At 65.4% G+C, this 22238-nt stretch carries 29 protein-coding genes; 18 read left to right on the top strand and 11 right to left on the bottom strand.

The genetic code is table 11. From position 1 onward, the window contains the following. Positions 1-20: 20 nt before the first annotated feature. The 6 genes from I6N89_RS05290 to I6N89_RS05265 all read right to left on the bottom strand — a co-directional run bounded on the left by I6N89_RS05290 (position 21) and on the right by I6N89_RS05265 (position 3646). Positions 21-830: a division plane positioning ATPase MipZ gene (locus I6N89_RS05290; protein WP_207017170.1), complete on the bottom strand. Its 810-nt coding sequence runs from the start codon at positions 828-830 to the stop codon at positions 21-23. 188 nt (positions 831-1018) lie between these two features. Continuing rightward, positions 1019-1582 carry a F0F1 ATP synthase subunit B gene (locus I6N89_RS05285; RefSeq protein WP_207017169.1) on the bottom strand — a complete coding sequence of 188 codons (564 nt, stop codon included), beginning with the start codon at positions 1580-1582 and terminating at the stop codon, positions 1019-1021. 4 nt (positions 1583-1586) lie between these two features. Continuing rightward, on the bottom strand, positions 1587-2138 hold the full coding sequence (locus I6N89_RS05280) for a F0F1 ATP synthase subunit B' (RefSeq protein ID WP_076700049.1): 552 nt from the start codon (positions 2136-2138) through the stop codon (positions 1587-1589). Positions 2139-2224: 86 nt separating this feature from the next. Continuing rightward, complete coding sequence (locus tag I6N89_RS05275; RefSeq protein ID WP_009505655.1) at positions 2225-2449, bottom strand: F0F1 ATP synthase subunit C; 225 nt, start codon at positions 2447-2449, stop codon at positions 2225-2227. A 77-nt stretch (positions 2450-2526) separates the two neighbouring features. After that, positions 2527-3309 carry a F0F1 ATP synthase subunit A gene (locus tag I6N89_RS05270; protein WP_076700046.1) on the bottom strand — a complete coding sequence of 261 codons (783 nt, stop codon included), beginning with the start codon at positions 3307-3309 and terminating at the stop codon, positions 2527-2529. Beyond that, complete coding sequence (locus tag I6N89_RS05265) at positions 3299-3646, bottom strand: AtpZ/AtpI family protein (protein ID WP_207017497.1); 348 nt, start codon at positions 3644-3646, stop codon at positions 3299-3301. The genes I6N89_RS05270 and I6N89_RS05265 overlap by 11 nt, the downstream gene beginning before the upstream one ends. A gap of 250 nt (positions 3647-3896) precedes the next feature. Between I6N89_RS05265 and I6N89_RS05260 the strand changes: the two genes are divergently transcribed. Beyond that, the gene (locus I6N89_RS05260) at positions 3897-4232 is read left to right on the top strand and encodes an ArsR/SmtB family transcription factor (protein WP_076705968.1); all 336 of its coding nucleotides are present in this window, start codon (positions 3897-3899) and stop codon (positions 4230-4232) included. A gap of 51 nt (positions 4233-4283) precedes the next feature. On the opposite strand, the gene I6N89_RS05255 is transcribed toward I6N89_RS05260, so the two are convergent. The 3 genes from I6N89_RS05255 to I6N89_RS05245 form a co-directional block, all read right to left on the bottom strand. After that, entirely contained in the window at positions 4284-5162 is an 879-nt protein-coding gene (locus tag I6N89_RS05255; protein WP_328805844.1) for a DMT family transporter, read from the bottom strand. Further along, entirely contained in the window at positions 5159-6040 is an 882-nt protein-coding gene (locus tag I6N89_RS05250) for a LysR family transcriptional regulator (protein ID WP_207017168.1), read from the bottom strand. Before I6N89_RS05250 ends, I6N89_RS05255 begins: the two co-directional genes overlap by 4 nt. A 212-nt stretch (positions 6041-6252) precedes the next feature. Next, on the bottom strand, positions 6253-6492 hold the full coding sequence (locus I6N89_RS05245) for a hypothetical protein (RefSeq protein WP_207017167.1): 240 nt from the start codon (positions 6490-6492) through the stop codon (positions 6253-6255). A 455-nt stretch (positions 6493-6947) separates the two neighbouring features. On the opposite strand from I6N89_RS05245, the gene ffh reads away from it, so the two are divergent. From ffh to I6N89_RS05180, 13 genes are all read left to right on the top strand, one after another. Then, positions 6948-8462 (top strand): signal recognition particle protein, encoded by a 1515-nt coding sequence (gene ffh, locus I6N89_RS05240; protein WP_207017166.1) that lies wholly within the window; start codon positions 6948-6950, stop codon positions 8460-8462. Positions 8463-8467: 5 nt separating this feature from the next. Continuing rightward, positions 8468-9001, top strand: a complete 534-nt coding sequence (locus tag I6N89_RS05235) for a GNAT family N-acetyltransferase (protein WP_207017165.1) — start codon at positions 8468-8470, stop codon at positions 8999-9001. After that, complete coding sequence (locus tag I6N89_RS05230; protein ID WP_207017164.1) at positions 8998-9531, top strand: GNAT family N-acetyltransferase; 534 nt, start codon at positions 8998-9000, stop codon at positions 9529-9531. Before I6N89_RS05235 ends, I6N89_RS05230 begins: the two co-directional genes overlap by 4 nt. Before the next feature lie 64 nt (positions 9532-9595). Beyond that, positions 9596-10126, top strand: a complete 531-nt coding sequence (locus I6N89_RS05225) for a GNAT family N-acetyltransferase (RefSeq protein WP_207017163.1) — start codon at positions 9596-9598, stop codon at positions 10124-10126. Further along, complete coding sequence (locus I6N89_RS05220; RefSeq protein WP_207017162.1) at positions 10123-10644, top strand: GNAT family N-acetyltransferase; 522 nt, start codon at positions 10123-10125, stop codon at positions 10642-10644. Before I6N89_RS05225 ends, I6N89_RS05220 begins: the two co-directional genes overlap by 4 nt. After that, positions 10641-11240 carry a GNAT family N-acetyltransferase gene (locus I6N89_RS05215; RefSeq protein ID WP_207017161.1) on the top strand — a complete coding sequence of 200 codons (600 nt, stop codon included), beginning with the start codon at positions 10641-10643 and terminating at the stop codon, positions 11238-11240. Before I6N89_RS05220 ends, I6N89_RS05215 begins: the two co-directional genes overlap by 4 nt. After that, positions 11233-11562: a chorismate mutase gene (locus tag I6N89_RS05210; protein ID WP_207017160.1), complete on the top strand. Its 330-nt coding sequence runs from the start codon at positions 11233-11235 to the stop codon at positions 11560-11562. The genes I6N89_RS05215 and I6N89_RS05210 overlap by 8 nt, the downstream gene beginning before the upstream one ends. Positions 11563-11613: 51 nt before the next feature. Continuing rightward, on the top strand, positions 11614-12003 hold the full coding sequence (rpsP, locus tag I6N89_RS05205; protein ID WP_207017159.1) for a 30S ribosomal protein S16: 390 nt from the start codon (positions 11614-11616) through the stop codon (positions 12001-12003). A gap of 125 nt (positions 12004-12128) precedes the next feature. Further along, positions 12129-12920, top strand: coding sequence for a MipA/OmpV family protein (locus tag I6N89_RS05200; RefSeq protein WP_207017158.1), 792 nt, complete (start codon positions 12129-12131; stop codon positions 12918-12920). A gap of 75 nt (positions 12921-12995) precedes the next feature. Further along, positions 12996-13502 (top strand): ribosome maturation factor RimM, encoded by a 507-nt coding sequence (gene rimM, locus I6N89_RS05195; RefSeq protein WP_207017157.1) that lies wholly within the window; start codon positions 12996-12998, stop codon positions 13500-13502. A 298-nt stretch (positions 13503-13800) separates the two neighbouring features. Then, the gene (locus I6N89_RS05190; RefSeq protein WP_207017156.1) at positions 13801-14958 is read left to right on the top strand and encodes a hypothetical protein; all 1158 of its coding nucleotides are present in this window, start codon (positions 13801-13803) and stop codon (positions 14956-14958) included. A gap of 31 nt (positions 14959-14989) precedes the next feature. Next, positions 14990-15793 carry a tRNA (guanosine(37)-N1)-methyltransferase TrmD gene (trmD, locus tag I6N89_RS05185; protein ID WP_207017155.1) on the top strand — a complete coding sequence of 268 codons (804 nt, stop codon included), beginning with the start codon at positions 14990-14992 and terminating at the stop codon, positions 15791-15793. Next, a complete protein-coding gene (locus tag I6N89_RS05180; RefSeq protein ID WP_207017154.1) occupies positions 15790-16248 on the top strand; it encodes a GNAT family N-acetyltransferase in 459 nt (152 codons plus the stop codon). The genes trmD and I6N89_RS05180 overlap by 4 nt, the downstream gene beginning before the upstream one ends. A 140-nt stretch (positions 16249-16388) precedes the next feature. Here the strand turns inward: I6N89_RS05180 and I6N89_RS05175 are convergent, their stop codons facing one another. Next, positions 16389-16973, bottom strand: coding sequence for a hypothetical protein (locus I6N89_RS05175; RefSeq protein WP_207017153.1), 585 nt, complete (start codon positions 16971-16973; stop codon positions 16389-16391). Between the two features lie 428 nt (positions 16974-17401). Here I6N89_RS05175 and rplS point away from each other — a divergent pair, with 428 nt between their 5' ends. Next, positions 17402-17785, top strand: coding sequence for a 50S ribosomal protein L19 (gene rplS, locus I6N89_RS05170; RefSeq protein ID WP_207017152.1), 384 nt, complete (start codon positions 17402-17404; stop codon positions 17783-17785). A gap of 11 nt (positions 17786-17796) precedes the next feature. After that, positions 17797-18018 carry a 50S ribosomal protein L31 gene (gene rpmE, locus I6N89_RS05165; RefSeq protein WP_076699995.1) on the top strand — a complete coding sequence of 74 codons (222 nt, stop codon included), beginning with the start codon at positions 17797-17799 and terminating at the stop codon, positions 18016-18018. A gap of 203 nt (positions 18019-18221) precedes the next feature. On the opposite strand, the gene I6N89_RS05160 is transcribed toward rpmE, so the two are convergent. Then, the gene (locus tag I6N89_RS05160) at positions 18222-19178 is read right to left on the bottom strand and encodes a DMT family transporter (protein ID WP_268957238.1); all 957 of its coding nucleotides are present in this window, start codon (positions 19176-19178) and stop codon (positions 18222-18224) included. A gap of 57 nt (positions 19179-19235) precedes the next feature. Between I6N89_RS05160 and I6N89_RS05155 the strand changes: the two genes are divergently transcribed. After that, a complete protein-coding gene (locus I6N89_RS05155; protein ID WP_207017150.1) occupies positions 19236-20099 on the top strand; it encodes a LysR family transcriptional regulator in 864 nt (287 codons plus the stop codon). 327 nt (positions 20100-20426) lie between these two features. After that, positions 20427-22100, top strand: a complete 1674-nt coding sequence (locus tag I6N89_RS05150) for a TIGR01244 family sulfur transferase (RefSeq protein ID WP_207017149.1) — start codon at positions 20427-20429, stop codon at positions 22098-22100. Positions 22101-22238: the final 138 nt, after the last annotated feature.

Below are 22238 nucleotides of genomic sequence, written 5' to 3'. Positions count from 1 at the left end.
GGGGCCCGCCTTTGTCATATTCAGAAGCGAACGGTCACCCCGGGCAGATCCAGCGCAACCATGAGATCGCGCAGCTCCTGCCGCGCGGCGACGTTGGAGATATTGAGCTGCTTGACCCCGATATCCTTGAGATCGAGCAGGGTCAGCCCACGCGGGAACAGCTCCCGGAAGATCACCCGCTCGGAAAAGCCCGGCGCGATGCGGAAGCCGATGCGCTTGGAGAGCCGCTCCAGCGCCTTTTCCATCTTCATCTTGTTGATCATCTGCTGCGCGCCGAGGCGGTTGCGCAGCACGATCCAGTCGATGGGTTTCAGCCCCGCCTGCGCACGGAGCTGCCGCGCGCTCCAGACCATTTCGGAATAGACCGAGGGTCCGAGGATCTTTTCGCCATCGTTGTCGATGCGCGCCAGCAGGTCGAAATCGATGAAACTGTCGTTCAGCGGCGTGATCAGCGTATCGGCGAGCGAATGCGCCACTTGGCTCAACCGGGTATGAGAGCCCGGGCAGTCGATCAGGATGAAATCCGAGTTCGCCTCCAGCGCCGAGACCGCCTTGCTCAGCCGGTGATCATAGGCGTTCTCGCCCGGCGCCAGTGCGTCCTGCTGGATCTCGGGCAGATCCATATAGACCGGGCTGGGAAGCGACAGGCCCTCGGCGTCCAGAAAGCGGCGGCGATTGTCGCAGTAGCGCCCCATGGTGCGCTGCCGCAGGTCAAGATCCAGCGCACCGACCCGGTGGCCCATGCGCGCCAGAGCGGTTGCCACATGCATCGAGACGGTGGATTTGCCCGCCCCGCCCTTCTCGTTCCCGACGACGATGATATGTGCCACGCTGTCCTCTTGAATTGAAACCCACATGTTCCGCTGTGGTATCGTTGCCGCTACCGTATCTGGGGGCCGTCGGCAAGAAAAGGCTTACGCCCCCAAGTTCGGCCAATGCGCAGGCAAATCGTGTTCCCCCGGCAACCAAAAAGCCCGGCCGCAGGGGCCGGGCTTTTCGCAATCGCTTTGTGCCGGGATCAGTGCAGCTTGGCGCCCACTTCCGCGATAGACTCGTCGATCAGGCGATCCTTGTCGGAGGCGCTGGTCTGCTGCGCAATCACGTCGCGCGCGGCGGCCACGGCCACGGCGGCGGCACGGTCGCGCACCTCTTTCACGGCAGAGGCCTGCGCCGCGGCGATCTGGTCCTCGGCGGTGGCGAGCCGGCGGGCGATGGAGACCTTGAGCTCCTCATGCGCCTGCGCGGCGGCGTTCTCCGCCTCCTGCTTGGCGTTCGCAACGATCTGCGCCGCCTGCTCGGAGACCTCCTGCTGCTTGCGCTCGTAGGAGGCGAGCAGCGTCTGGGCCTCTTCGCGCAGCGCGCGGGCCTCGTCGAGCTCGTCGCGGATGCCCTCGGCGCGCTTGTCGAGCTGCTTGCCCAGCAGCCCGGGCACCTTGAAGTAGACGAGCACCGCAACGAAGAGCAGGAAGCCGAGCAGCACCACGAAATCGGTGTTGCGCAACGAGAAGAACGGGCCCGTTGCCGCCAGCGCGGGGCTGGCGAGGCTGGCGCTCAGGGCGCTGGTGACGATCAGCTTGCGCATGGGCTCACCCTTTCATCCGGTTGCCGACGGCTGCCGAGACGGTCGCCGCATCGGCGGACCCACCCAGCGCGGCCACGATGGCCCCGGCGGTGTCCTTGGCGACGAGCTCGACATTCTCCATGGCCGAAGCCCGGATCTCGGCAATCGCCTTTTCGGATTCCGCCGTCTTGGCGGCGATCTGCGCGTCGGCTGCGGCGGTCGCTTCGTCGAGCTGCGCCTTGATCTCGTCGCGGGTTTTCTGACTGATGGCCTGTGCCTCGGCACGGGCATCGGCCAGCGCCTTGTCATAGGCTTTTTCCGCCTCGGCCGCCTGGCGTTTCAGCTCTTCGGCGGCGGCGATGTCGTTCGTGATGGTGCCCCGGCGCTCGGCCAGGACCGATGCGATCCGCGGCAGAGCGATGCGCGACAGCACGAGGAAGACCACCACCAGCGCGATGACCAGCCAAAAGACCTGGTTCGGGATCCAGTCGGCGCAGAGCTGCGGCATCCCGATGGCGGAACCATGGGAGTCGACGCAGGTGCCGGCCAGTTCTTCGGCGATAGGTTCTGTCGCCATGTCGTCCTCCGTCGGAACGTTGTCTCTACATCGGGCGGCCCGTCAGTAACGGCGCCGCCCGCGCGTAAGGATAGTCGTTCCGTCGATCAGACGGCGAACATCAGCAGCAGAGCAACGAGGAAGGAGAAGATGCCCAGAGCTTCGGCAAATGCGATGCCGATGAAGAGGGTCGCGGTTTGCGACGCGGCAGCCGACGGGTTGCGCAGAGCGCCCGACAGGAAGTTGGCGGCGACGTTGCCCACACCGAGAGCGGCGAGACCCGTGCCGAGACCTGCGAGACCTGCGCCGATATGTGCGAGTTGACCTTCCATGGTGAAATCTCCTTACGTGTGGAAGTTGGTCGATAGGGGTGTGCGGTTGTCCGGCGGGCAGAGCGCCCGCCGTTCATTCAGTGATGCGGATGCAGCGCGTCTTTCAGATAGACGCAGGTGAGGATCGTGAAGACATAGGCCTGAACGAAGGCCACCATCACCTCGAGCCCGTAGATCGCGGTGATCGCGACCACCGAGAGCGGCGAGATCAGCGCGAGGCCAGCAAAGCCGGCGAAGACCTTGATCACCGCGTGACCTGCCATGACGTTGCCGGCAAGACGGATGGAGTGGCTGACCGGGCGGACGAAATACGAGATGATCTCGATGATCGCCAGGACCGGGCGCAGCGCCAGCGGCGCGCTCGACACCCAGAAGAGGCTCAGGAAGGACGCGCCGTTCTTGACGAAGCCGATGATCGTCACGGTGAGGAACACGCAGAGCGCCAGCACCACGGTGACCGCGAAATGCGAGGTGGTGGTGAAGCTCATCGGGATCAGCCCGAGGAAGTTCGAGACCACGATGAACATGAACAGCGTCATGATATAGGGGAAGTAGGTCAGGCCGTCCTTGCCGGCGACGTCCTCGACCATCTTGTAGATGAAGCCATAGGCCATCTCGGCGACCGACTGGCTGCGCGAGGGAATGACCGCGCGGCGCGAGGTGCCCAGCACCATCAGCCCGGTGATGACCAGAATGGCGATCGCCATCCACAGCGTCACGTTGGTGATGGTGAACATGCCAACCGCGCCGTCGCCAAAGAGCGGCTTAACGATGAACTGATCCATCGGGTGGAAGACAAGGCCGCCCGCGTCAGCGCCGTGTTCCGCCATCTCTGCACCGTGCGTCGCTTCAGTCGCCATCGCGATCCCTCTTCTCGTCTTCTCCGGCCGCCTCGGCCGTTTGCGCCTTCTGGATCTCGGCGGCGCTGCGCAGCATCACCCGCACGCCCGCGACCAGACCCAGCACTGTGAACAGCACCATGAGGAACGGGGTGGTGCCAAAGACCATATCGAGCCCGTATCCGATGCCGAAGCCGATCCCGAGACCGGCCACCATTTCCGTCACCATCCGCCAGGCGAGCTGCGCCTGGGAATAATGCTCCTCCTGATGCGTCCGGTCGCTGTCCCGGGCGGCTTTCACCGCCGCGATCTTGGCCTCCAGCGCGTCGAGTTGCCGCTTTGGATCGGGATCGCCCACCATTCTGCCCCCAAGAGGAGTTCCGCGATGTTGCTATGCGGCGGGGGCGCCTGAGTCAAGAAGCGGTGAACGCTATGTTAGCCCAACCCAACATGCTGATAAAAAATGACTTTCAGGGAAGGCGGCGCGACGCGGCATGGTCTGCCCGGACCGGTTAGCGCCAACGATGCCGCATTTCCATATTCAACCCCGCGGTTGAGTTTGCCCGATGGCGCTTGACGGACGGCGGCACGGCACGGCTTATGGCCGAATGACCGACACGCTTTCCTCCGTCTTCGCCGCGCTGGCCGACCCGACGCGCCGCCGCATCCTCGCGATGCTGCTCGAGGACGACATGGCGGTGACCGATGTGGCCGAGCCCTTCGAAACCTCGCTCGCGGCGATCTCGAAGCACCTCGCGATCCTCGCCGCCGCCGGGCTCATCAGCCAGGAAAAGCGCGGGCGGGTGAAATGGTGCAAGCTGGAGCCGGACGCGCTGCGCGAGGCTTCGGTCTGGATGGTGAGCTTCGGGCTGGTCGAACCGGTCAATCTCGACGCGTTCGAGCGTTTCCTGACCCAGGAGCTGAACCTGCCCTCCGAGGGCTGAGCCGCAAAAGTCTTCGAAGACTTTTGCAAATTCCTTCGAAGGAATTTGCCCTCACTCCTCCTTGAGAAGCAGCACCAGCGCCAGCACCGTCAGCGCCACCCCGCCCAGGATCAACGCAGGCGGCACACCCTGCCCGAGCACGATCTGCCACAGGATCACCCAGGAGGGTGTGAGATAGGTATAGGCCATGACCTTGGCCGAGGGCAGACGCAGCGCCGCGAACTGCAACAGCACAAAGGTCGCCGCCGTCGCCGCCACGGCCGTGTAGACAATGGTGATCCAGACGATAGCCGGCAGCGCCAGCCAGTCGGTGGCCAGCAGGTCGCGCCCGCCCCAGATCAGCAGCAGCACGGTGCCCGCGAGATTGGTCCAGAGCGTGAAGACCAGCGCCGGCTCGCCCCTGTTCAGCTTGCGCACCATCGGCGCGTAAAGCGCATGGGCCACGCAGCCCCAGAAATAGACCATCTCGCCGCGCCCGATCTCCAGCCGCATAAGCGCGCCGAGATCGGCGCGAAAGATCACCCAGAGCGCGCCCGAGGCGCCGATCGCCAGAGCCAGCGCCATCCGGCGGGTCATGCGCTGGCGCACCAGGAACCAGCCGAACCCCGCCGCCATCAGCGGCGTCAGGGTAAAGACCGTCGACAGGCTCACCGGCGCCGCGGTCTTGAGCCCTTCGAACATCAGCACGAAATACCCGACCAACAGCCCGCCCAGCACGCCGTAGCGCCAGGGCGCCGCCATCGAGGCCCGCGTGACCTTGCCGCTCGCCGCCGCCACGGCCGAAAGCAGCGCCGCCGCCAGCAGGAACCGCACCGCATTCAGCGCCGTCGGCGCGATATGCGGCGCGGCCATACTGCCCAGCGCGAAGGACCCCGCGACCAGCGCGGAAAAGCTCAGCATCGCCAGGTGACCCAGTGCCGAGGGGGTCACTGCGCACTCTTGTCGGTTGCGTATTCCTTCAGATGCCGCAGGAAAGCCTGTACCTTTGGCGTGCGGTGCAGATCCACATGGGTGACCAGCCAGAGCGGCGAGGACCACTCCTCGCGTGGCGGCAGAATCTGCACCAGGTCGGGATCGCCCTGCGCCTCATGTACCGACAGGAAGCCCAGCCCGACGCCAGCGCGCACCGCCTCCTGCTGCACACGGTTGTCCTCGGTGCGGAAGACGACGCGGTCGAAGGGCACGCGCGGCTTCATCCAGAGATTGAAGGGTGCCCGCGACTCCGGATCGTCGTAGCCAACGAACTCGAAAGACGCCAGATCCTCTTCCGATTTCGGTGCGCCGCGCGCCGCGACGTAGGATTTGGCGCCGTAGAGCGCCACCGCCTGCCGCGAAAACGGCTGCACCACATTGTCCGGCTCCTGCGGGACAGAGCCCGCCCGCAGCGCCACATGCGCCTCGCCATATTCCAGCCGGAACAGCCGCGCCCCCGTCAGAAAGCGCACGATCACATCCGGATAAGCCATGCGGAACGTCGCAAGCGCCCCCACCATCAGCGGCGAGAAGTTGATCAGCGACGTCACCAGAAGCTCGCCCGACACACCTTCGCCCTGCCCCTTGATCCGGCCGGCCAGCTGCTGAAATTGATCGTCCGTGGTCTGCGCCACCCGTGCCAGATCCTGCCCGGCCTCAGTCGGGGTGTAGCCGCGCGCGTGCCGCTGGAACAGCTTCACACCCATCCGCGCCTCGAGCGCATCGATATGCCGGATCACCGTGGCATGGTGCACACCCAGCACCTCCGCCGCACCGCTAACCGTACCAAGCCGCGCCACCTGATAGGCGGTCCGGATCTCATCCCAATTGGTCATAGGGCCCCCTGTGCGAGAAATCACATCGCACCTCGATATGGCGGATTTTGGTTTGGAAATGCAATAAGCGCCTTGGCCATGTCGCAACTTATTCCGCTGCTGCCTGCGCGGCATGGGAACGGCCAAAAAAGAAAGCACCCGGCAAACCGGGTGCTTTCAGAAATTTCGACGCTTGGCGCAGCCTCAAAACATCGAATGCGCCATTAAAGCGATCAGTTGGAACCCGACGACGAGCTCGAGGAAGAGCTGGACGAGTCGCCCGATGCCAGGATGGCCAGCAGCAGCACGGCGCCGCCCGCGGCCAGCAGGCCCTCGTCGACCGAAGAGGTCGCTGCGGCCAGAGCATAGGGGTCGTCGTCTTCGACGGCACCGCTCGGGTCGGAAGCGTAAGCTGCGGAGGTGGCCAGCATGCTGACGATGGCGGCCGAGGTCATAAGCGATTTCAGTTTCATGCGTCACCTTTAAAATGAGCGTGTCAGATTTTGTCTTAACGGCAGTACGCCGAATCTGCCAGTCCGAATCTCGGCACCAGCGCTTTTTCGCGGAGATCCCGGCTAACTGTGCCTTTTATGCTCAGTTTCGCGCCGGTCACATGCCCAGTGATTGAGCACTCGCCCGAAGACGGCCTTGAACCCGTCGTCCCCACCAATACCCCGTTTACCGGTCCCGAACAATGCCTCGCAGGGACGCAGCCCCATATTGTCTTGACTCATATGCGCGCGAACCGTAAATCCTGCGCAACTCCGGAAGCATCATCGTGCCTCCGGTCCCTTGGGGTATGCCCGGGATCGCCCTCCGTCAGCGCGTTGCGCCCACGGGGGCCGTTTCGCATTGCCCCATGGTGTCGCAACGCCGCCGCCCTTATCTCGGGTGGCATCAGGAGCAATGACGGGAGGCCCGAGGCCCCATGTTCGAGAATCTTTCCGAGCGCCTAGGCGGCGTCTTCGACCGGCTGACGAAACAGGGCGCGCTCTCCGAGGATGACGTGCGCACCGCCCTGCGCGAAGTGCGCGTGGCGCTGCTCGAGGCCGACGTGTCGCTGCCCGTGGCGCGGCAATTCATCAAGGCCGTGGAGAAAAAGGCCACCGGCGCGGCGGTCACCAAATCGGTGACGCCGGGCCAGCAGGTGGTCAAGATCGTCCATGACGAGCTGATCGCGGTGCTGGCCGGCGAAGGCGAGCCCGGCGCCCTGCGCATCGACAGTCCGCCGGCGCCGATCCTGATGGTCGGCCTTCAGGGCGGCGGCAAGACCACCACCACCGCCAAGCTCGCCAAACGGCTGAAAGAGCGCGACCACAAGAAGGTGCTCATGGCCTCGCTCGACGTAAACCGTCCGGCGGCCATGGAACAGCTGGAGATTCTCGGCAAGCAGATCGGCGTCGACACCCTGCCCATCGTCAAGGGCGAGGATCCGGTGGCCATCGCCAAACGCGCCAAGACCCAGGCCAGCCTCGGCGGCTACGATGTCTACATGCTCGACACCGCCGGTCGCCTCTCCATCGACGAAGAGCTGATGGCGCAGGTCGAGGCGGTGCGCGACGTCGCCAACCCGCGCGAGACGCTGCTGGTGGTCGACGGTCTCACCGGTCAGGACGCGGTGCACACTGCCGAGAATTTCGACACCCGCATCGGCATCACCGGCGTGGTGCTGACCCGGATGGACGGCGACGGTCGTGGCGGCGCGGCGCTGTCGATGCGCGCGGTCACCGGCAAGCCGATCAAGTTCGTCGGCCTCGGCGAAAAGATGGAGGCGCTCGAAACCTTCGAGCCCGACCGCGTCGCCGGCCGCATCCTCGGCATGGGCGACATCGTCGCGCTGGTGGAGAAGGCGCAGCAGACTCTCGAGGCCGAGCAGGCCGAGCGCATGATGAAGCGCTTCTCCAAAGGTCAGTTCAATATGAATGACCTCAAGATGCAGCTCGAACAGATGATCAAGATGGGCGGCATGGAAGGCATGATGTCGATGCTGCCCGGCGCCGCCAAAATGGCCAAGCAGATGGACGGCGCCGGTATCGACGACAAGATCCTGCGCCAGCAGATCGCCCTCATCAACTCCATGACCAAGAAGGAACGCGCCAACCCGCAGATCCTTCAGGCCAGCCGCAAGAAACGCATCGCGGCGGGCGCCGGCATGGAGGTGTCGGATCTCAACAAGCTGCTCAAGATGCAGCGGCAGATGTCCGACATGATGAAGAAGATGGGCAAGATGGGCAAAGGCGGCATGCTGAAACAGGCCATGAAGGGCATGTTCGGCAAGGGCGGCATGCCCGAGGGCATGGATCCCTCGCAGATGGACCCCAAGGCCATCGAGGCGGCGGCCAAGGCGATGGGCGGCAAGATGCCCGGTGGCATGGGCGGCCTTCCCGGCATGGGCGGCGGCGGTCTGCCGCCGGGTCTCAGCGGGCTCGGCAAGAAGAAGTAAGCCCCTTGCCCGCTCCCCTGCTCCATACCCCGCGCCTCACGCTTCGCGGCCATGTGATGGCCGATTTCGAACAGCTCTGCGACCTGTTCGAAACGGATCGCGCGCGCTACATGGGCGGCAAGCTGCCGCGCAAGGAGGCCTGGCGCTGGCTCGCCTCCGAGGTCGGCATGTGGGATCTCATCGGGCTCGGCTCCTGGGGCATCGAAGACAAAGACGGCAGCTTCCTCGGCCAGATCGGCCTGCTGCACCCGCCGCACTACCCGGAAACCGAGATTGGCTGGACGCTGCTGGAGCAGGCCGAGGGCAAGGGCTATGCCGCCGAGGCCGCCGCCGCTGTGCTGCTCTGGGCCTGGGGCCAGGGGATCGAGACGCTGGTCTCCTATATCGACCGCGAAAACAGCCGCTCCATCGCGCTGGCCGAACGTCTGGGCGCGGTCCTCGATCCCGACGCCGCCCTCCCCCCGGATGAGGCCCCGGAAGAAACCCTCGTCTACCGCCACCGCCCGGACAGCGACGGCAGCCCGGAGGCTTATACATGAGCCAGCTCCCCCATCTGGAAACAGACCGCCTGATCCTGAGTGCGCCCGGCGCCGCCGACCAGCCTGCGATGCTGTCGTTCCTGGGCTCGGACCGGGCCGAGTTCTATGGCGGGCCGATGGAGCCTGTCGCCGCCTGGCACAAGTTCTCCGCCTATGTCGGTCAGTGGGTGCTGCGCGGCTACGGCTTCTACGCGATCCGCCTGAAGGACAGCGGCGAAACCATCGGCATGGCGGGCCCGCATCATCCCGAAGGCTTTGCCGAACCGGAAATGTCCTGGCTGCTGACCGACGCAGCCTATGAGGGCAAGGGCTATGCCCGCGAAGCCTGCGAAGCGGTGCTGCGCGATCTTTTCGAGACCCGCGGCTGGGACAGCGTCGTCAGCTATATCGACACCGCCAACGCCGCATCGCGCGCGTTGGCCCTGCGCCTCGGCGCCCGTCTCGACGAAACCGGCGCCCCCTGCCCGCTGCCCGGGTGCGAGAGCTTCCGCCATTTCGCCCCCGGCAGAAGCCCGGAGGCGCGCGCATGAGCCCCCGCCTCTCATCTTTCTCCAAATACTCACAGCTCCGGTGTCGCCGGGCGGGAGGCCGGGCATGAGCCTGACTCAGGCCCCCTATCTGGAAACCGAGCGGTTGATCCTGCGCGGCCCCGAGCCCGAGGATGCCGAGCCGCTGACGGAATTCCTGCTCGACCGCGCACGCTCGGACGGGTTCGGCGGCTACGACCATCGCGGCGACGCCTGGCGCTGGTTCGCGCTGAACGTGGGCCACTGGCACCTGCGCGGCTACGGCTATTTCACCATCGAGCTGAAAGAGGCTGGCACCCCCGCCGGGATCTCCGGCATCTGGAACCCCGAGGGCTGGCCCGAGCCGGAGCTCGGCTGGGTGGTCTTCGCGGAATTCGAAGGCAAGGGTATTGCCAGCGAGGCCGCCCGGCGGGTGCGCCGCTACGCCTATGAGGATCTCGGCCTGAAGACGCTGACCTCGAATATCGTGCCGGGCAACACCCGCTCCATCGCGCTGGCCGAACGGCTGGGCGCCAGCTATGAGCGGACCTATCAGAACTACAATATGGGCGAGGACCTGCTCTATCGTCACCCCGGCCCCGACGAGGTGCTGGGATGAGCGTCGCGATCCCCGTCATCGAAACCGATCGCCTGATCCTGCGCGCCCCGCGCCTGGAGGATCTCGATCCGCTCTGCGGTTTCTATGCCGAGCAGCGGTCGCATTTCAACGGCGGCCCGCTGGCGCGCGGCGACGTATGGCGCCTGCTGCTGCGCACGGCGGGGCACTGGCAGATCCGCGGCTACGGCATCTGGCACATCACCCTGCGCGAGACCGGCGAAATGATCGGCCATGCCGGCATCCTCAACCATATCGAATGGCCCGAACCCGAGCTGGGCTATGGCATTTTTGCGGGTTTTGAGGGCAAGGGCCTCGCCCATGAGGCCGCCGAGGCCGCCCGCGCCGCCGCGGCGCAATATTTCGGCCTCACGCGGCTTGTCAGCCTGATCGACCCGGCCAACGACCGCTCCAAGGCGCTGGCGCTGCGGCTCGGTGCGCATTTCGAACGCGAAGAAGAGATCATGGGCCATCTTGCCCATGTCTACCGCCACCCGGAAATCACCGGAGGCGTGGCATGACAGAGATCCCCGTTCTGGAAACGAAACGCCTGGTGCTGCGCGGCCCCGAGCCGCAGGATTACCCGGATTTCAAGGCCACCTTCGCCTCCTACCGCTCGCGCTTCATGGGCGGTCCGCTGAACCCCTATGAGACCTGGATGCTCTACGCCGCCGAGATCGGCCATTGGGAGATTCGCGGCTTCGGCATGTGGATGGTGCATCTGCGCGACACCGACGAAACCGTCGGCATGGCGGGCGGCTGGTTCCCGGCGAAATGGCCCGAGCGCGAGATCGCCTGGATCATCTGGCCCGACAAGGCCGGCATGGGCTTTGCGCTGGAGGCGACGCACCGGGTGCGGGCGCATTTCTACGACAGCCAGGGCTGGGACGGGGCGGTGTCGTATATCGACCCCAAGAACCTCGATTCCATCCGGCTGGCCGAGCGGCTGGGCGCGACGAAAGACCCGCAGGCGGCCTCCATCGACGGCTCCGACGCGGTCTATCGCCACCCCGAACCGCAGGCGTTGCGCGGCACGCAGCTGGCGCACGGCATCGACATGGAAATCGCAAATTTCCAGAACCCCCTGTTCAAACCGAAAGGCTGGGCCATTGACTGAGACGCACGATCCCGTTGCGCCAGAGGCGCAAGACCCTGTCGCGCGTGCCGCCGCGCTGCTCAAGGAACACCGCGAGAGCATCGACCGGCTCGACGCGATCCTCGTCTTCACGCTGGCCGAACGGTTCAAGCATACCCAGGCCGTGGGACTGCTCAAGGCGGACCACGACCTGCCCCCCTCCGACCCCGCGCGCGAAGAGAAACAGATCGCGCGGCTCCAGGATCTGGCGGAGAAAGCGGATCTCGATCCGGAATTCGCCAAGAAGTTCCTGAATTTCGTCATTCAGGAAGTCATCAAGCACCACGAACGACACCAATCGTGAGGTTGGCGCAGCCAACCGAAACCAACGCCATTTGCTAAAGGAGAAACTGAAATGGCCCTCAAGATTCGTCTCGCCCGCGGCGGTTCCAAGAAGCGCCCCCACTACGCCATCGTCGTCGCCGACTCGCGCATGCCGCGCGACGGCCGCTTCATCGAGAAGGTCGGCACCTACAACCCGCTGCTAGCCAAGGATGACGAGCGCCGCGTGAACATGGATGTCGAGCGCATCCAGTACTGGGTTGGCCAGGGCGCACAGACCACCGACCGCGTGTCACGCTTCCTCGAAGCCGCCGGCGTGATCGAGAAGAAAGAGCGCAGCAACCCCAAGAAAGCCGTTCCGGGCAAAGCCGCCGCCGAGCGCGCCGAAGCCAAGGCCGCCAAGGCCGCTGCTGCGGCAGAAGCCGCCGCCGCTCCGGCCGAGGAAGAGGCTGCCGCGGAATAAGTTCCGGCCATTCGGCTGGCGGAAGGGCGCGCGGGTGACACCCGCGCGCCTTTCTCATGCATGTGACTGGGAAACCGTCGCAAAATCGCTAGTATGAGAATCAACCGTTGTTTCTGGAGACCCGCATGTCCCCGCTCCGTCCTGTTCTGTTTCTCGCCCTTGCCGCCCTCCCCGGTGCCGCGCTCGCACAAAGCGCCGGAACTGGCTACGGCTCGGCGCAGCCCGAATTCGTGTTCTCCCTGCGCGGCGGCGCTGCGGTGGCGCCGGAATATTTCGGCAGCGACGATTACGCGACCGGTCCGGATCTCGGCTTCAAGTTCCACGGGCTGACCCTGCGCAACGGGCGGCAGTTCGGCGACGGCGATCCCTGGACCGATCCGCTGGGCTGGGACATCCACGGCTCTTTCCGATATATCGGCGAGCGCGACGCCTCTGATTACGACGACCTGCGCGGCATGGACGATATCGACGCGGCGGTCGAACTTGGCTTTGGCTTTGGCTACACCGCCGAGAACTTCTCTGCCTTCACCGATTTCCGCCGTGGCTTCGGCGGGCATGAATCCTGGGTCGGCGAGGCCGGTATGGACGTGATCGCGCGGCCCGGCGACCGCTGGAAGCTGACTGTGGGCCCGCGGCTTTTCTGGGGCAGCAACGATTACGCCGACACCTATTTCGGCGTCGACGGCAACGAGGCCACCGCCTCGCGCCCCGCCTATGACGCCGATGGCGGACTGCTCTCCGCCGGGGTCGAGATGGGTGCGCGCTATCAGCTCAACGACGACTGGGGCCTCGAAGGCGCGCTCACCTGGGAGCAATACCGCAACGATGCCGCAGACAGCCCGATTGTCGAGAACGGCAGCGACGATCAATGGACGATCCGTTTCGGCGTCACCCGGGTGTTCCGCCTGCGCTTCTGATCCCGTCGCGATTGCCAATGCCCGGCGGACTGGTCTATCCAGATCTCCGGTATGCGAGGCGAAAGCGAGGCCGGAGTGAGCGATAAGATCTGCGTCGGAGCGATTTCAGGCGCCTTCGGGGTGCATGGCGAGGTGCGGCTGAAGAGCTTCACCGCCGATCCCGAGGCACTGGCCGATTATGCCCCGCTGACCACCGAGGATGGCAGCCGCAGCTTCGATGTGCAGATCACAAGCGCGATCAAGGGCGGCTTTGCGGCGCGGCTTTCCGGCGTGCGAAGCAAGGAAGATGCCGACGCGCTGCGCGGCACCCGGCTCTTTGCCCCGCGCGACCGGCTGCCCACCCTGCCCGATGACGAGTTCTACCACGCGGATCTGATCGGGCTTGCGGTATACGACACCGGCGGCGCCGAGCTGGGCCGGGTCAAGGCGGTGCTCAATCACGGTGCCGCGGATCTGCTGGAGCTGCTCCTGCCCGGAAGTTCCAAGACCGTGCTGCTGCCGTTCACACATGCGGCGGTGCCCACGGTCGATCTCGCCTCCGGGCGCATCGTGGCCGACCCGCCCGAAGGGCTTTTCGACTGACAAAGGCGAGAAACGCATGTCGTCCGCGAACCTGGGGAACGACTCACTTGCAGGTCACGCGTCCGGGGGCGCATAGGGGCGGGAGCGCGAGCACCGACCGCCTCGAAAACCGGCCACAAAATGGCGGATTTTCGCCCGAACTCTCAAGACATTACCACCCCGATTGCAGACAGCTCCCCGGAGCCGGGCGCACTGTTTCCGCCAGGGAAACCATTCGTTAAAAGGCCAACTGGCTTCCCAGAAATTGCCACAATTGGACAGAATTTTCGCCCCCATGTTGTCGAAAAGGGGGCGATCCGTGCTCACCACCTATCAACGAGTTCTCTGGTCTGGGTTTGCGCTGAGCCCGGCCCTGATTTTGCTGGCCCTGCCGCAAGGCGTGGTAAATGCCGCAATTGCGGAAGTCGGGCCTTCGGTCATTCTCGCCATTGCATGGATGGTGGCATTCGGTGCGGCGCATTTTGCCCGCCAGGCGATCGACAATCGTCGCGAACGCCCGGCCCCCCTGCTCGATTTGCCGACACTCCGCAGCCCCCCGGAGGATCTGCCCGGCGCACCGGAAATCCGCGCCCGCCTGTTTCAGATTCTGCGCAGTGCACCTCCGCTCACGACGGAGTACGGCGGCGCCGAGCCCGAGACCCCGGACTACGCTCTGCGCCGCATCATAGAGCGAATCTTCGCCTCCTGGGGCGTGCGCGGTGTGGCAGAGCTGGACACCGACCGGCTGCACGAAGTGTGGCAGCTTCAGGAGCTTGTCCGCGCTGCGCCTGATCGGGCCGGCGAACTGGCGCAGCATTTCGTCAATCCCGATGTGCTGCTCGATATCCGCGACCGGATCGTCGAGATCGACCGCCGCCGCAGAGACTACGACGCGCAGCTTTCTGCGTTTCGCGCCACCTGCCGCGCCTGGGAACAGGCGGAAAGGACAAAGGCGCGTTCGTCGCTGCTTGTGGCGCTGAAGCGGCTCGACCGTCCCGACCCGGATCTTTGGCACAAGGTGATCGCCGCGCATGACGCGGGCGATCCCGACCAGCGCGCCGCCGCGCTCTGGTGCGCCCGGCAGCCGGGTTGCCAGCGCGCATCGGTAGCGCTGTTTCTGGCCAATGCCGCCGCCAACCTGCAGTTCGAGGCCGCTGCAAGGAACGGCGACACGCGCTGGCTCGACGGCATGCACGAGGTGATCGAGAACTGGAACGGCAAGCGCTACGGCGCCCGCGATATGGGCCTGACCCCTCCTGACTCCGTGGCCGCCGCGGCTCCGATACTGGCCGCACAGCTCGACCGGCTCGCCGAGATCACCGGCGCGCCGCGCTGGCCCGAACCGCGCGGCGTCTTTGCCGAGTACCATGGCCGCGCGCCGCGCCCCCGCGACCACTGGAGCCTGGCCGATGGCGGGCTGAGCGCACCGCCGCAAATCGCCGATTACATCGAGCCCGTCGATCTCTACGCCGCTTGAGCCGCCCGGCCCTTGCGGCTAGAGGAAGGCCATGAGCGACGCACCGAAATCCCATGGCCGCAAGGCCATCCGCCCCAGCCTGAAGCCGCGCGAGCTGATGACCGAGCGGCCCGAGCTGGCGCGCGCCTGGACCGCGCAGATCGTCACCCTCTTTCCCGAGGCCTTCCCCGGCGTTCTGGGCTTGTCGCTCACCGGCAAGGCGTTGCAGGACGGGCTCTGGCAGCTCGACACGGTGCCGCTGCGCGAGTTCGGCGAGGGCAAGCACCGCAATGTCGACGACACGCCGGCCGGCGGTGGCGCCGGCATGGTGCTGCGCCCCGACGTGATGGGCCGCGCGCTGGAGTTTGCCCGCCGCCGCATCTCTTCTGCCGCGCCAATTCTCTACCTGTCGCCGCGCGGGCGGCGCTTCGACCAGTCGGTCGCGCGCGATCTTGCGCGCACCCCCGGGGTCACGCTGATCTGCGGGCGTTTCGAGGGGCTCGACCAGCGGGTGCTGGATCACTACGGAATCGCCGAGATCTCGCTCGGGGATTTCGTGCTGACCGGCGGCGAGCTCGCCGCGCAGGCGATGCTCGATGCCACGGTGCGGCTGCTGCCCGGCGTGCTGGGCAATGCCGAGTCCATCGAGGAGGAGAGCTTTTCCCAGGGGCTGCTGGAGCATCCGCAATACACTCGCCCCGCCGAGTGGCAGGGGCTGGAGATCCCGCCGGTGCTGCTGTCGGGCCACCATGGCGAGATCGCCAAATGGCGCCGTGCCCAGGCTGAAGAGATCACCCGCGCCCGCCGCCCGGACCTATGGGCGGCGCATGAGGCGACGAAGGGGGGCAAGACATGAGCGATATCGTCCTGCGCCGCGCCACCGAGGCCGATGTGGCCGCCATCGTGGCAATGCTGGCCGACGATCCGCTCGGCGCCACGCGCGAAGACCTGAGCGAACCGCTCGCCGAGAGCTATGTCGCCGCCTTCCGCGCCATCGACACCGACCCGAACCAGCTCCTCGCGGTGGCCGAACGCGACGGCGCGGTGATCGGCACGCTGCAATTGACCTTCACCCCCGGCCTCTCCCGCAAGGGCGCCCTGCGCGGCACCATCGAAGCCGTGCGCGTCGCCGCCCCCGCACGCGGGCTGGGGCTCGGCGGGCAGATGATCCGCTGGGCCGTCGAGGAATGCCGCCGGCGCGGCTGCGTCATGGTCCAGCTCACCTCGGACGCCTCGCGCAAGGATGCGCACCGGTTCTATGAGGGGCTCGGCTTTACCGCGAGCCATGTGGGGTTCAAACGGGCGCTCTGAGCTGACGGCACGGTTCGCTATCGGACGTGTTCGGGATCACGGCGAGAGACGTCCGCGCTCGTCAACGGCAAGCTGCGCCGCCGGTCTAGAATACCGTCCGCCACTTTGGAGGATCCTATTCCATGAAGGGCATCCAGGGGTCAGCGGCGACAGACACCACGGTTTGGGGGGGTAGCAATCATCGGCTTCGGCAGGTCGCAGCCGCGCCGAACATAAGGCACCTCGCCCGAAGAGAGGTTGAAAATATCGCCTTTCCGCGAGGCCATGACATAAACGCGATAATCCGAAATCCCGCGCGCTTCCCACTTGCCGCCTCTCCTGCCAGTCCTGTCGATGGAATTCGAGGGGTAGAGGAACTCAATCGTCCCGATCCGGCCAGCGCTGCCATCACGCGGAATAACCAGACCATAGCGGTACTGCGCCTGAACGACCGATCTATTCCCAGGGTACCAAAGATAGCTGCGTCCATCGGGCGCAAAATACTCGATCTGGATGCCATTGCCGACGCTGTCGGTCGCGACGGTATAGCCCGGACGCGGTGCCTGCGGGTCAATACGATGACCGGCAAGGGCCAGATTGCCCGGTGTCGGGGTCGCGGGGTTGATCCGCCCGCTTTCGACGGCCGCCTGCAACTCCTTGGGCCCTACCGTCTCAAAATCTCCACTGACGCCGCAACCCGCCAGAACGGCAAGAGCAATCGTCACGATGACACGCATGAACGTCATGAAATGGTTTCCTTCTTGCTGCCTTCCGAGGGGCGGCGTTCGTCATCCGCAAAAACTCACCCGATCTTTCGCCGATCTCCACATGGCAGGGCGAACTCGGAATTCTAGCAGAACACCTAGTAGCCGCAATGTCCCGCCGAGCACAGCCACCCGTCGCTTCCACACCCTTTTTTCCTTGATCGGCAGGCCACCTGCGCCTATACGCAGCCCGTCCGCAGACTCTCCTGAGTCGAGCGGGCTTTCCGGTATTGTCTGCCCCGCATCTTCGACGGGGCACAGACGGACCGGATAACAGATACGGAAAAGACGTCGATAGCCTCCCGCGGGCGCCCCGGCAACAGCCGGCGCGGACCCGACCGAAGACGCGGAGCTCTGGGGCGCGAGACATATTCACGGGTCCAACCGTGAGCAGCCAAGGAGAAGGTCAGATGGATCTGATCGCACAGCTCGAGGCGGAACAGATTGCCGCCCTGGGGAAAGAGATCCCCGATTTCAAGCCCGGCGACACCATTCGCGTCGGCTACAAGGTGACAGAAGGCACGCGCTCGCGTGTGCAGAACTACGAAGGCGTCTGCATCAGCCGCAAGAACGGCAAGGGCATCGCCGGCTCGTTCACCGTCCGCAAGATTTCCTTCGGTGAAGGCGTGGAACGTGTGTTCCCGCTCTACTCGACCAATATCGAGTCGATCACCGTCGTGCGCCGCGGCCGCGTCCGCCGCGCCAAGCTCTACTATCTCCGCTCGCGTCGCGGCAAATCGGCCCGGATCGCGGAGGACACCAACTACAAGCCGCTCGCCGGCGCCGACGCATAAGGAGCGACGTCATGAAAAAGGGCATCCACCCCGATTACCACGTCGTCGACGTCAAGATGACCGACGGCACCGTGTATCAGACCCGCACCACCTGGGGCAAAGAGGGCGACACGCTGACCCTCGACATCGACCCCTCGGTGCACCCGGCCTGGACCGGCGGCTCCTCGCGCCTGATGGATACCGGCGGCCGCGTGTCGAAGTTCAAGAAGAAATACGAAGGCCTGGGCTTCTGATCCCGACGCCTGCGTTCGCAGACCGGCGCCGCCCCTCGGGGCGGCGTTTTTCGTTTTGAAGACAGAGGTCGCGACAAGAGCGTCGTCAGGCGCGCGCGGGGAGATCGGGACGCAGCAGGTTTTCGCCGCGATGGCGAGCAGGCCCGATTTGGTCGGGCCTGCTCGCAAAGCCGTTCCGTCCGCTGCCGCTCACCCCACCCGTCCTATCGCTGCCGGCGGGGTATCGGTCCTCCGCTGGCGAGATAGACGCCAAGTGTAATCGCCGCAATACCCGCCCAGTCGGATGCTGACGGCAATTCGCCCAGCATGGGGATCGCCAGCAGCGCAGCCATTGCGGGCACGAGCGCACCAAACGCCGCGCCGCTCGACGCACCCAAGATCGCGACAGCGCGCCCGAATAGGGTCAGGGACACCACCGTAGCGAGAAGGCCTTGGTAAATCGCTTGCGTGGCGATGTCAGCGAGCGGCGCTTCGATGAGGCGATCGCCTGCGATCAAGAGATAGAATGGTACATAGCCGATCATCGAGCCAACTGAAACGAGGGCGGTCGCGTGGAGGGGCGCGATCCCGCCCCATCGCATTGTTGCCGTGAAACAAGCCCAGAGAAATGCGGCAGCGAGGAAGAGCGCATGACCGCCCGAACGAGCGAGACCGCCTGCCGTCAGCCCTTCGATGAGGGACGCGCCTACGATGGTGAGGAGCCCCGCAAAGATGAAAGTGAGCCCAAACCTGCGTGCTACAGTAAACTGCTCGCCCAGGAACACTGCGGCGAGCGCAGCTACGAAGAGCGGCATGACACCGGGAATCAGCGCACCCGCATGCGCAGCGGGTGCGAAGCGTAGGCCCTGGGCAGCGATCAGCGCATAGGGCGCGCCCGCACCCGCGACCAATAGCAGGAGGCGCCGCCAGCCGAGACGTTCCAGCGCCCAGCCCCGGTGCCAGACGACCGGTAGCAGGACGAGGCCCGCGAACCCAAAGCGCAGTGCCGCGATATCCCATGCATCGAGCGTTGTCGTCACACCGATACGTGTAATTGCCATCCAGCCTGCCCAGATCGACACGGCGGCGACGCCGTAAGCGGCCCCCCGTAGGTAGCGGAGCGACGTTGTGGCCGGCAGGGAGGAGGCGATGGGGGCGGGGCGGATGGGCGGTGTGGTCATACCACGATACTACCAACCGCTATCACATGCGAGAAATGATTGTTATGATCTTTTTCCATGAGCCGATTTCATCTCAATCTGACGATGCTGCGTGTATTGGACGCCCTTGCCGATGAAGGGGGGCACACGCGCGCCGCAGACAAGCTCGGGATGACGCAGTCGGGCGTGAGCCATGCGATGCGGGCTTGGGAAGACCTCATGGGCGGTCCACTCACCATCCGCCGGGGACGTGGCGTCGTCATGACGCCGCTCGGCGCGGCGGTGCTGAGCGAGGCACGAAGCGCTCTCGAGCATATCCATGCCATCGGACACATGCGGCCCGATCTCGCAATGACGGGGCATGTTCGCTTGGGCTCGGTCGCGAGCGCCGCGATCGCCGTCGTGCCGAGGGCCCTGGAAGTCCTGCGCCGTCAACATCCGGCCGTGACGGTGGAGGTGATCGAAGGGACCGATACGGAGATCGCCAACTGGTTCTCCGAGGGAATCATCGACGTGGCCGTCTCTATGGCAGACCTGTCCGCCAATGCGCGCCTTCTAACGAAGGTCGAACTGGTTGGCGTGATGCCCGAACATCATCCTCTCGCGCATCTCCGAGCGCTGGGGCCCTCTGATCTATCCCGCTTTTCGTTCGTGATGTCGGCATCGGGCTGCGAAGATGCGATCTCGTGTCATATGTCTGCGGCCGGCGCGGCATTGGACGTCGTGCTGAGAATCCGCGACACGCGCGCTTTGCTCGCAGCCGTGCGCGCCAGTCTCGGAATCAGTATCCTGCCTTCCGTAGTCGTTCTGGACGGCGCGGACGGCCTCGTCTCTCGACCGCTCGACCCACCACTGCAAAGAAGCCTCTGGCTCGACGTCGCCGTGGGGGCGACAGGGGCGGCACAGGCGGTTGCGGACAAGATCGGGGCGGTCGCGCTTTAGAGCCCCGCAGCGAACGATCATGTGAAATCGTTCGGCGTTTTCGAAGAGTGCGTGTTGGTTCTCAGGGGGCTCCTCCGCACAGGCGTAGGACAACACGGGAAAAAACGCTGCAACCGCCGGAGCCGACATTCGTTGCTCGCGCAGCCTCGCAAGGACGGGCTCCCGTCGGACGTTGATAAGCCCGCGTCGAACGATGGGTCCAGACCGCACCCTCGGCCATCCTCTCCGCTCCGAGCGATTCCGCTGTGACCCTCTGGCGCGTGACAAATTCTGCATCATGAATGTATAAAGCCCCAACCCCGATTCCCGCCCTGGAGGAGACGCGCCGTGGAATTCAGAAAAATCAACGACGACCTCACGGTCTCACCGCAGATCGCCACAAACGACATGGCCGAGATTGCCGCTGCCGGCTACCGCTCGATCATCTGCAACCGGCCCGATGGCGAGGGCTCGGACCAGCAGAGCTTTGAAGAGATCGAAGCCGCCGCCAGGCAACACGGGCTGGAGGCGCGCTATCTTCCAGTGGTCTCGGGCAAGGTGCAGGATGGCGATGCCGAGGATTTCGGTCGCGCCCTGCGCGAGCTGCCCGGCCCGGTCTTTGCCTATTGCCGCACCGGCACGCGCTCGACCACGCTGTGGTCGCTGGCGCAGGCCAAAACCATGTCCACCGCCGAAATCCTGATGGCCGCCAAGAATGCCGGTTACGACATGGCCGGCGTGGTGCGCCGCATCGTCAATGGCGGCAAGACCCCCACCGATACCGGCGATGCCAGCTTTGACGTGGTCGTGGTGGGCGGCGGCGCGGCGGGGATCGCCGTTGCGGCCAGCCTCAAGGCGCGCCTGCCCAGTCTGGAGATCGCGCTGCTCGACCCGGCGGATGTGCATTACTACCAGCCCGGCTGGACCATGGTGGGCGGCGGCATCTTCGAGCCGGAAACCACCGCCAAGACCATGGGCAGCCTGATCCCCAAGGGCGTGCACTGGATCAAATCCGCGGTCGCCGCCTTTGAGCCCAACAACAACGCCGTCATCCTCGACGGCTGCCGGGTGGTGAAATACGACCGTCTCATCGTCTGTCCGGGGCTGAAGCTCGACTGGGGCAAGGTCGACGGGCTGGTGGAGACGCTGGGCAAGAACGGCGTGACCTCGAATTACCGCTATGACCTCGCGCCTTATACCTGGGAGCTGGTGAAGGGGCTGAAGACCGGGCGCGCGCTCTTCACCCAGCCGCCGATGCCGATCAAATGCGCGGGCGCGCCGCAGAAAGCTTTGTATCTCTCGGGCGATCACTGGTTCCGCCAGGGCGTGCTGCCCGATATCGACATCCAGTTCATGAACGCGGGCGGCGTGCTCTTCGGCGTAAAGGATTACGTCCCGGCGCTGGAGCAATACGTGAAGAAATACGGCGCCACGCTGAATTTCTTCCACAACCTCATCGCGGTGGACGGGCCGGCAAAGAAAGCCACCTTCGCGGTGAACAAGCCCGAGACAGAGCCGGAAACGGTCGAGCTGGAGTTCGACATGATGCATGTCTGCCCGCCGCAGACCGCGCCGGATTTCATCCGCGTCTCGCCGCTCGCCGATGCCGCCGGCTGGGTCGATGTCGACCAGAACACCCTGCGCCACAAGAGCTATGACAATATCTGGAGCCTCGGCGACGTGATGAACGCGCCCAACGCCAAGACCGCCGCCGCCGCGCGGATGCAGGCGCCCATCGTCGCCGAGAACGTCGCCGCCGATATCGAGGGCGCCAGCCCGCGCGCGATGTATAACGGCTATGGCTCCTGCCCGCTGACGGTGGAGCGCGGCAAGATCGTGCTGGCGGAGTTCGGCTATGGCGGCACGCTGCTGCCCAGCTTCCCGAAATGGGTCATCGACGGCACCAAGCCCACCCGCGCCGCCTGGCTGCTGAAGGAGCAAATCCTGCCGCCGATCTACTGGAAGGCGATGCTGCGCGGCAAGGAATGGATGGCCAAGCCGGAGAAGGTCTCGGCGCGCTGACGCGGTTGCCCGGCCACGAGGCCCCGGAACAGGTACGGGGTGGGTTGTTCAGAGCTCCCCGCCCCGGGCTCGACCCGGGGCCTCCACCTCAATCCCGCGACATTCTGGAGCATCGCACATTCCCCCCTTCAAAAATTC

The organism is Salipiger abyssi (assembly GCF_017311415.1).
GTDB classification, from domain to species: domain Bacteria; phylum Pseudomonadota; class Alphaproteobacteria; order Rhodobacterales; family Rhodobacteraceae; genus Salipiger; species Salipiger abyssi_A.
The sequence above is the reverse complement of the archived record's forward strand: the minus strand, read 5'-3'. Positions and strand labels throughout refer to the sequence as shown.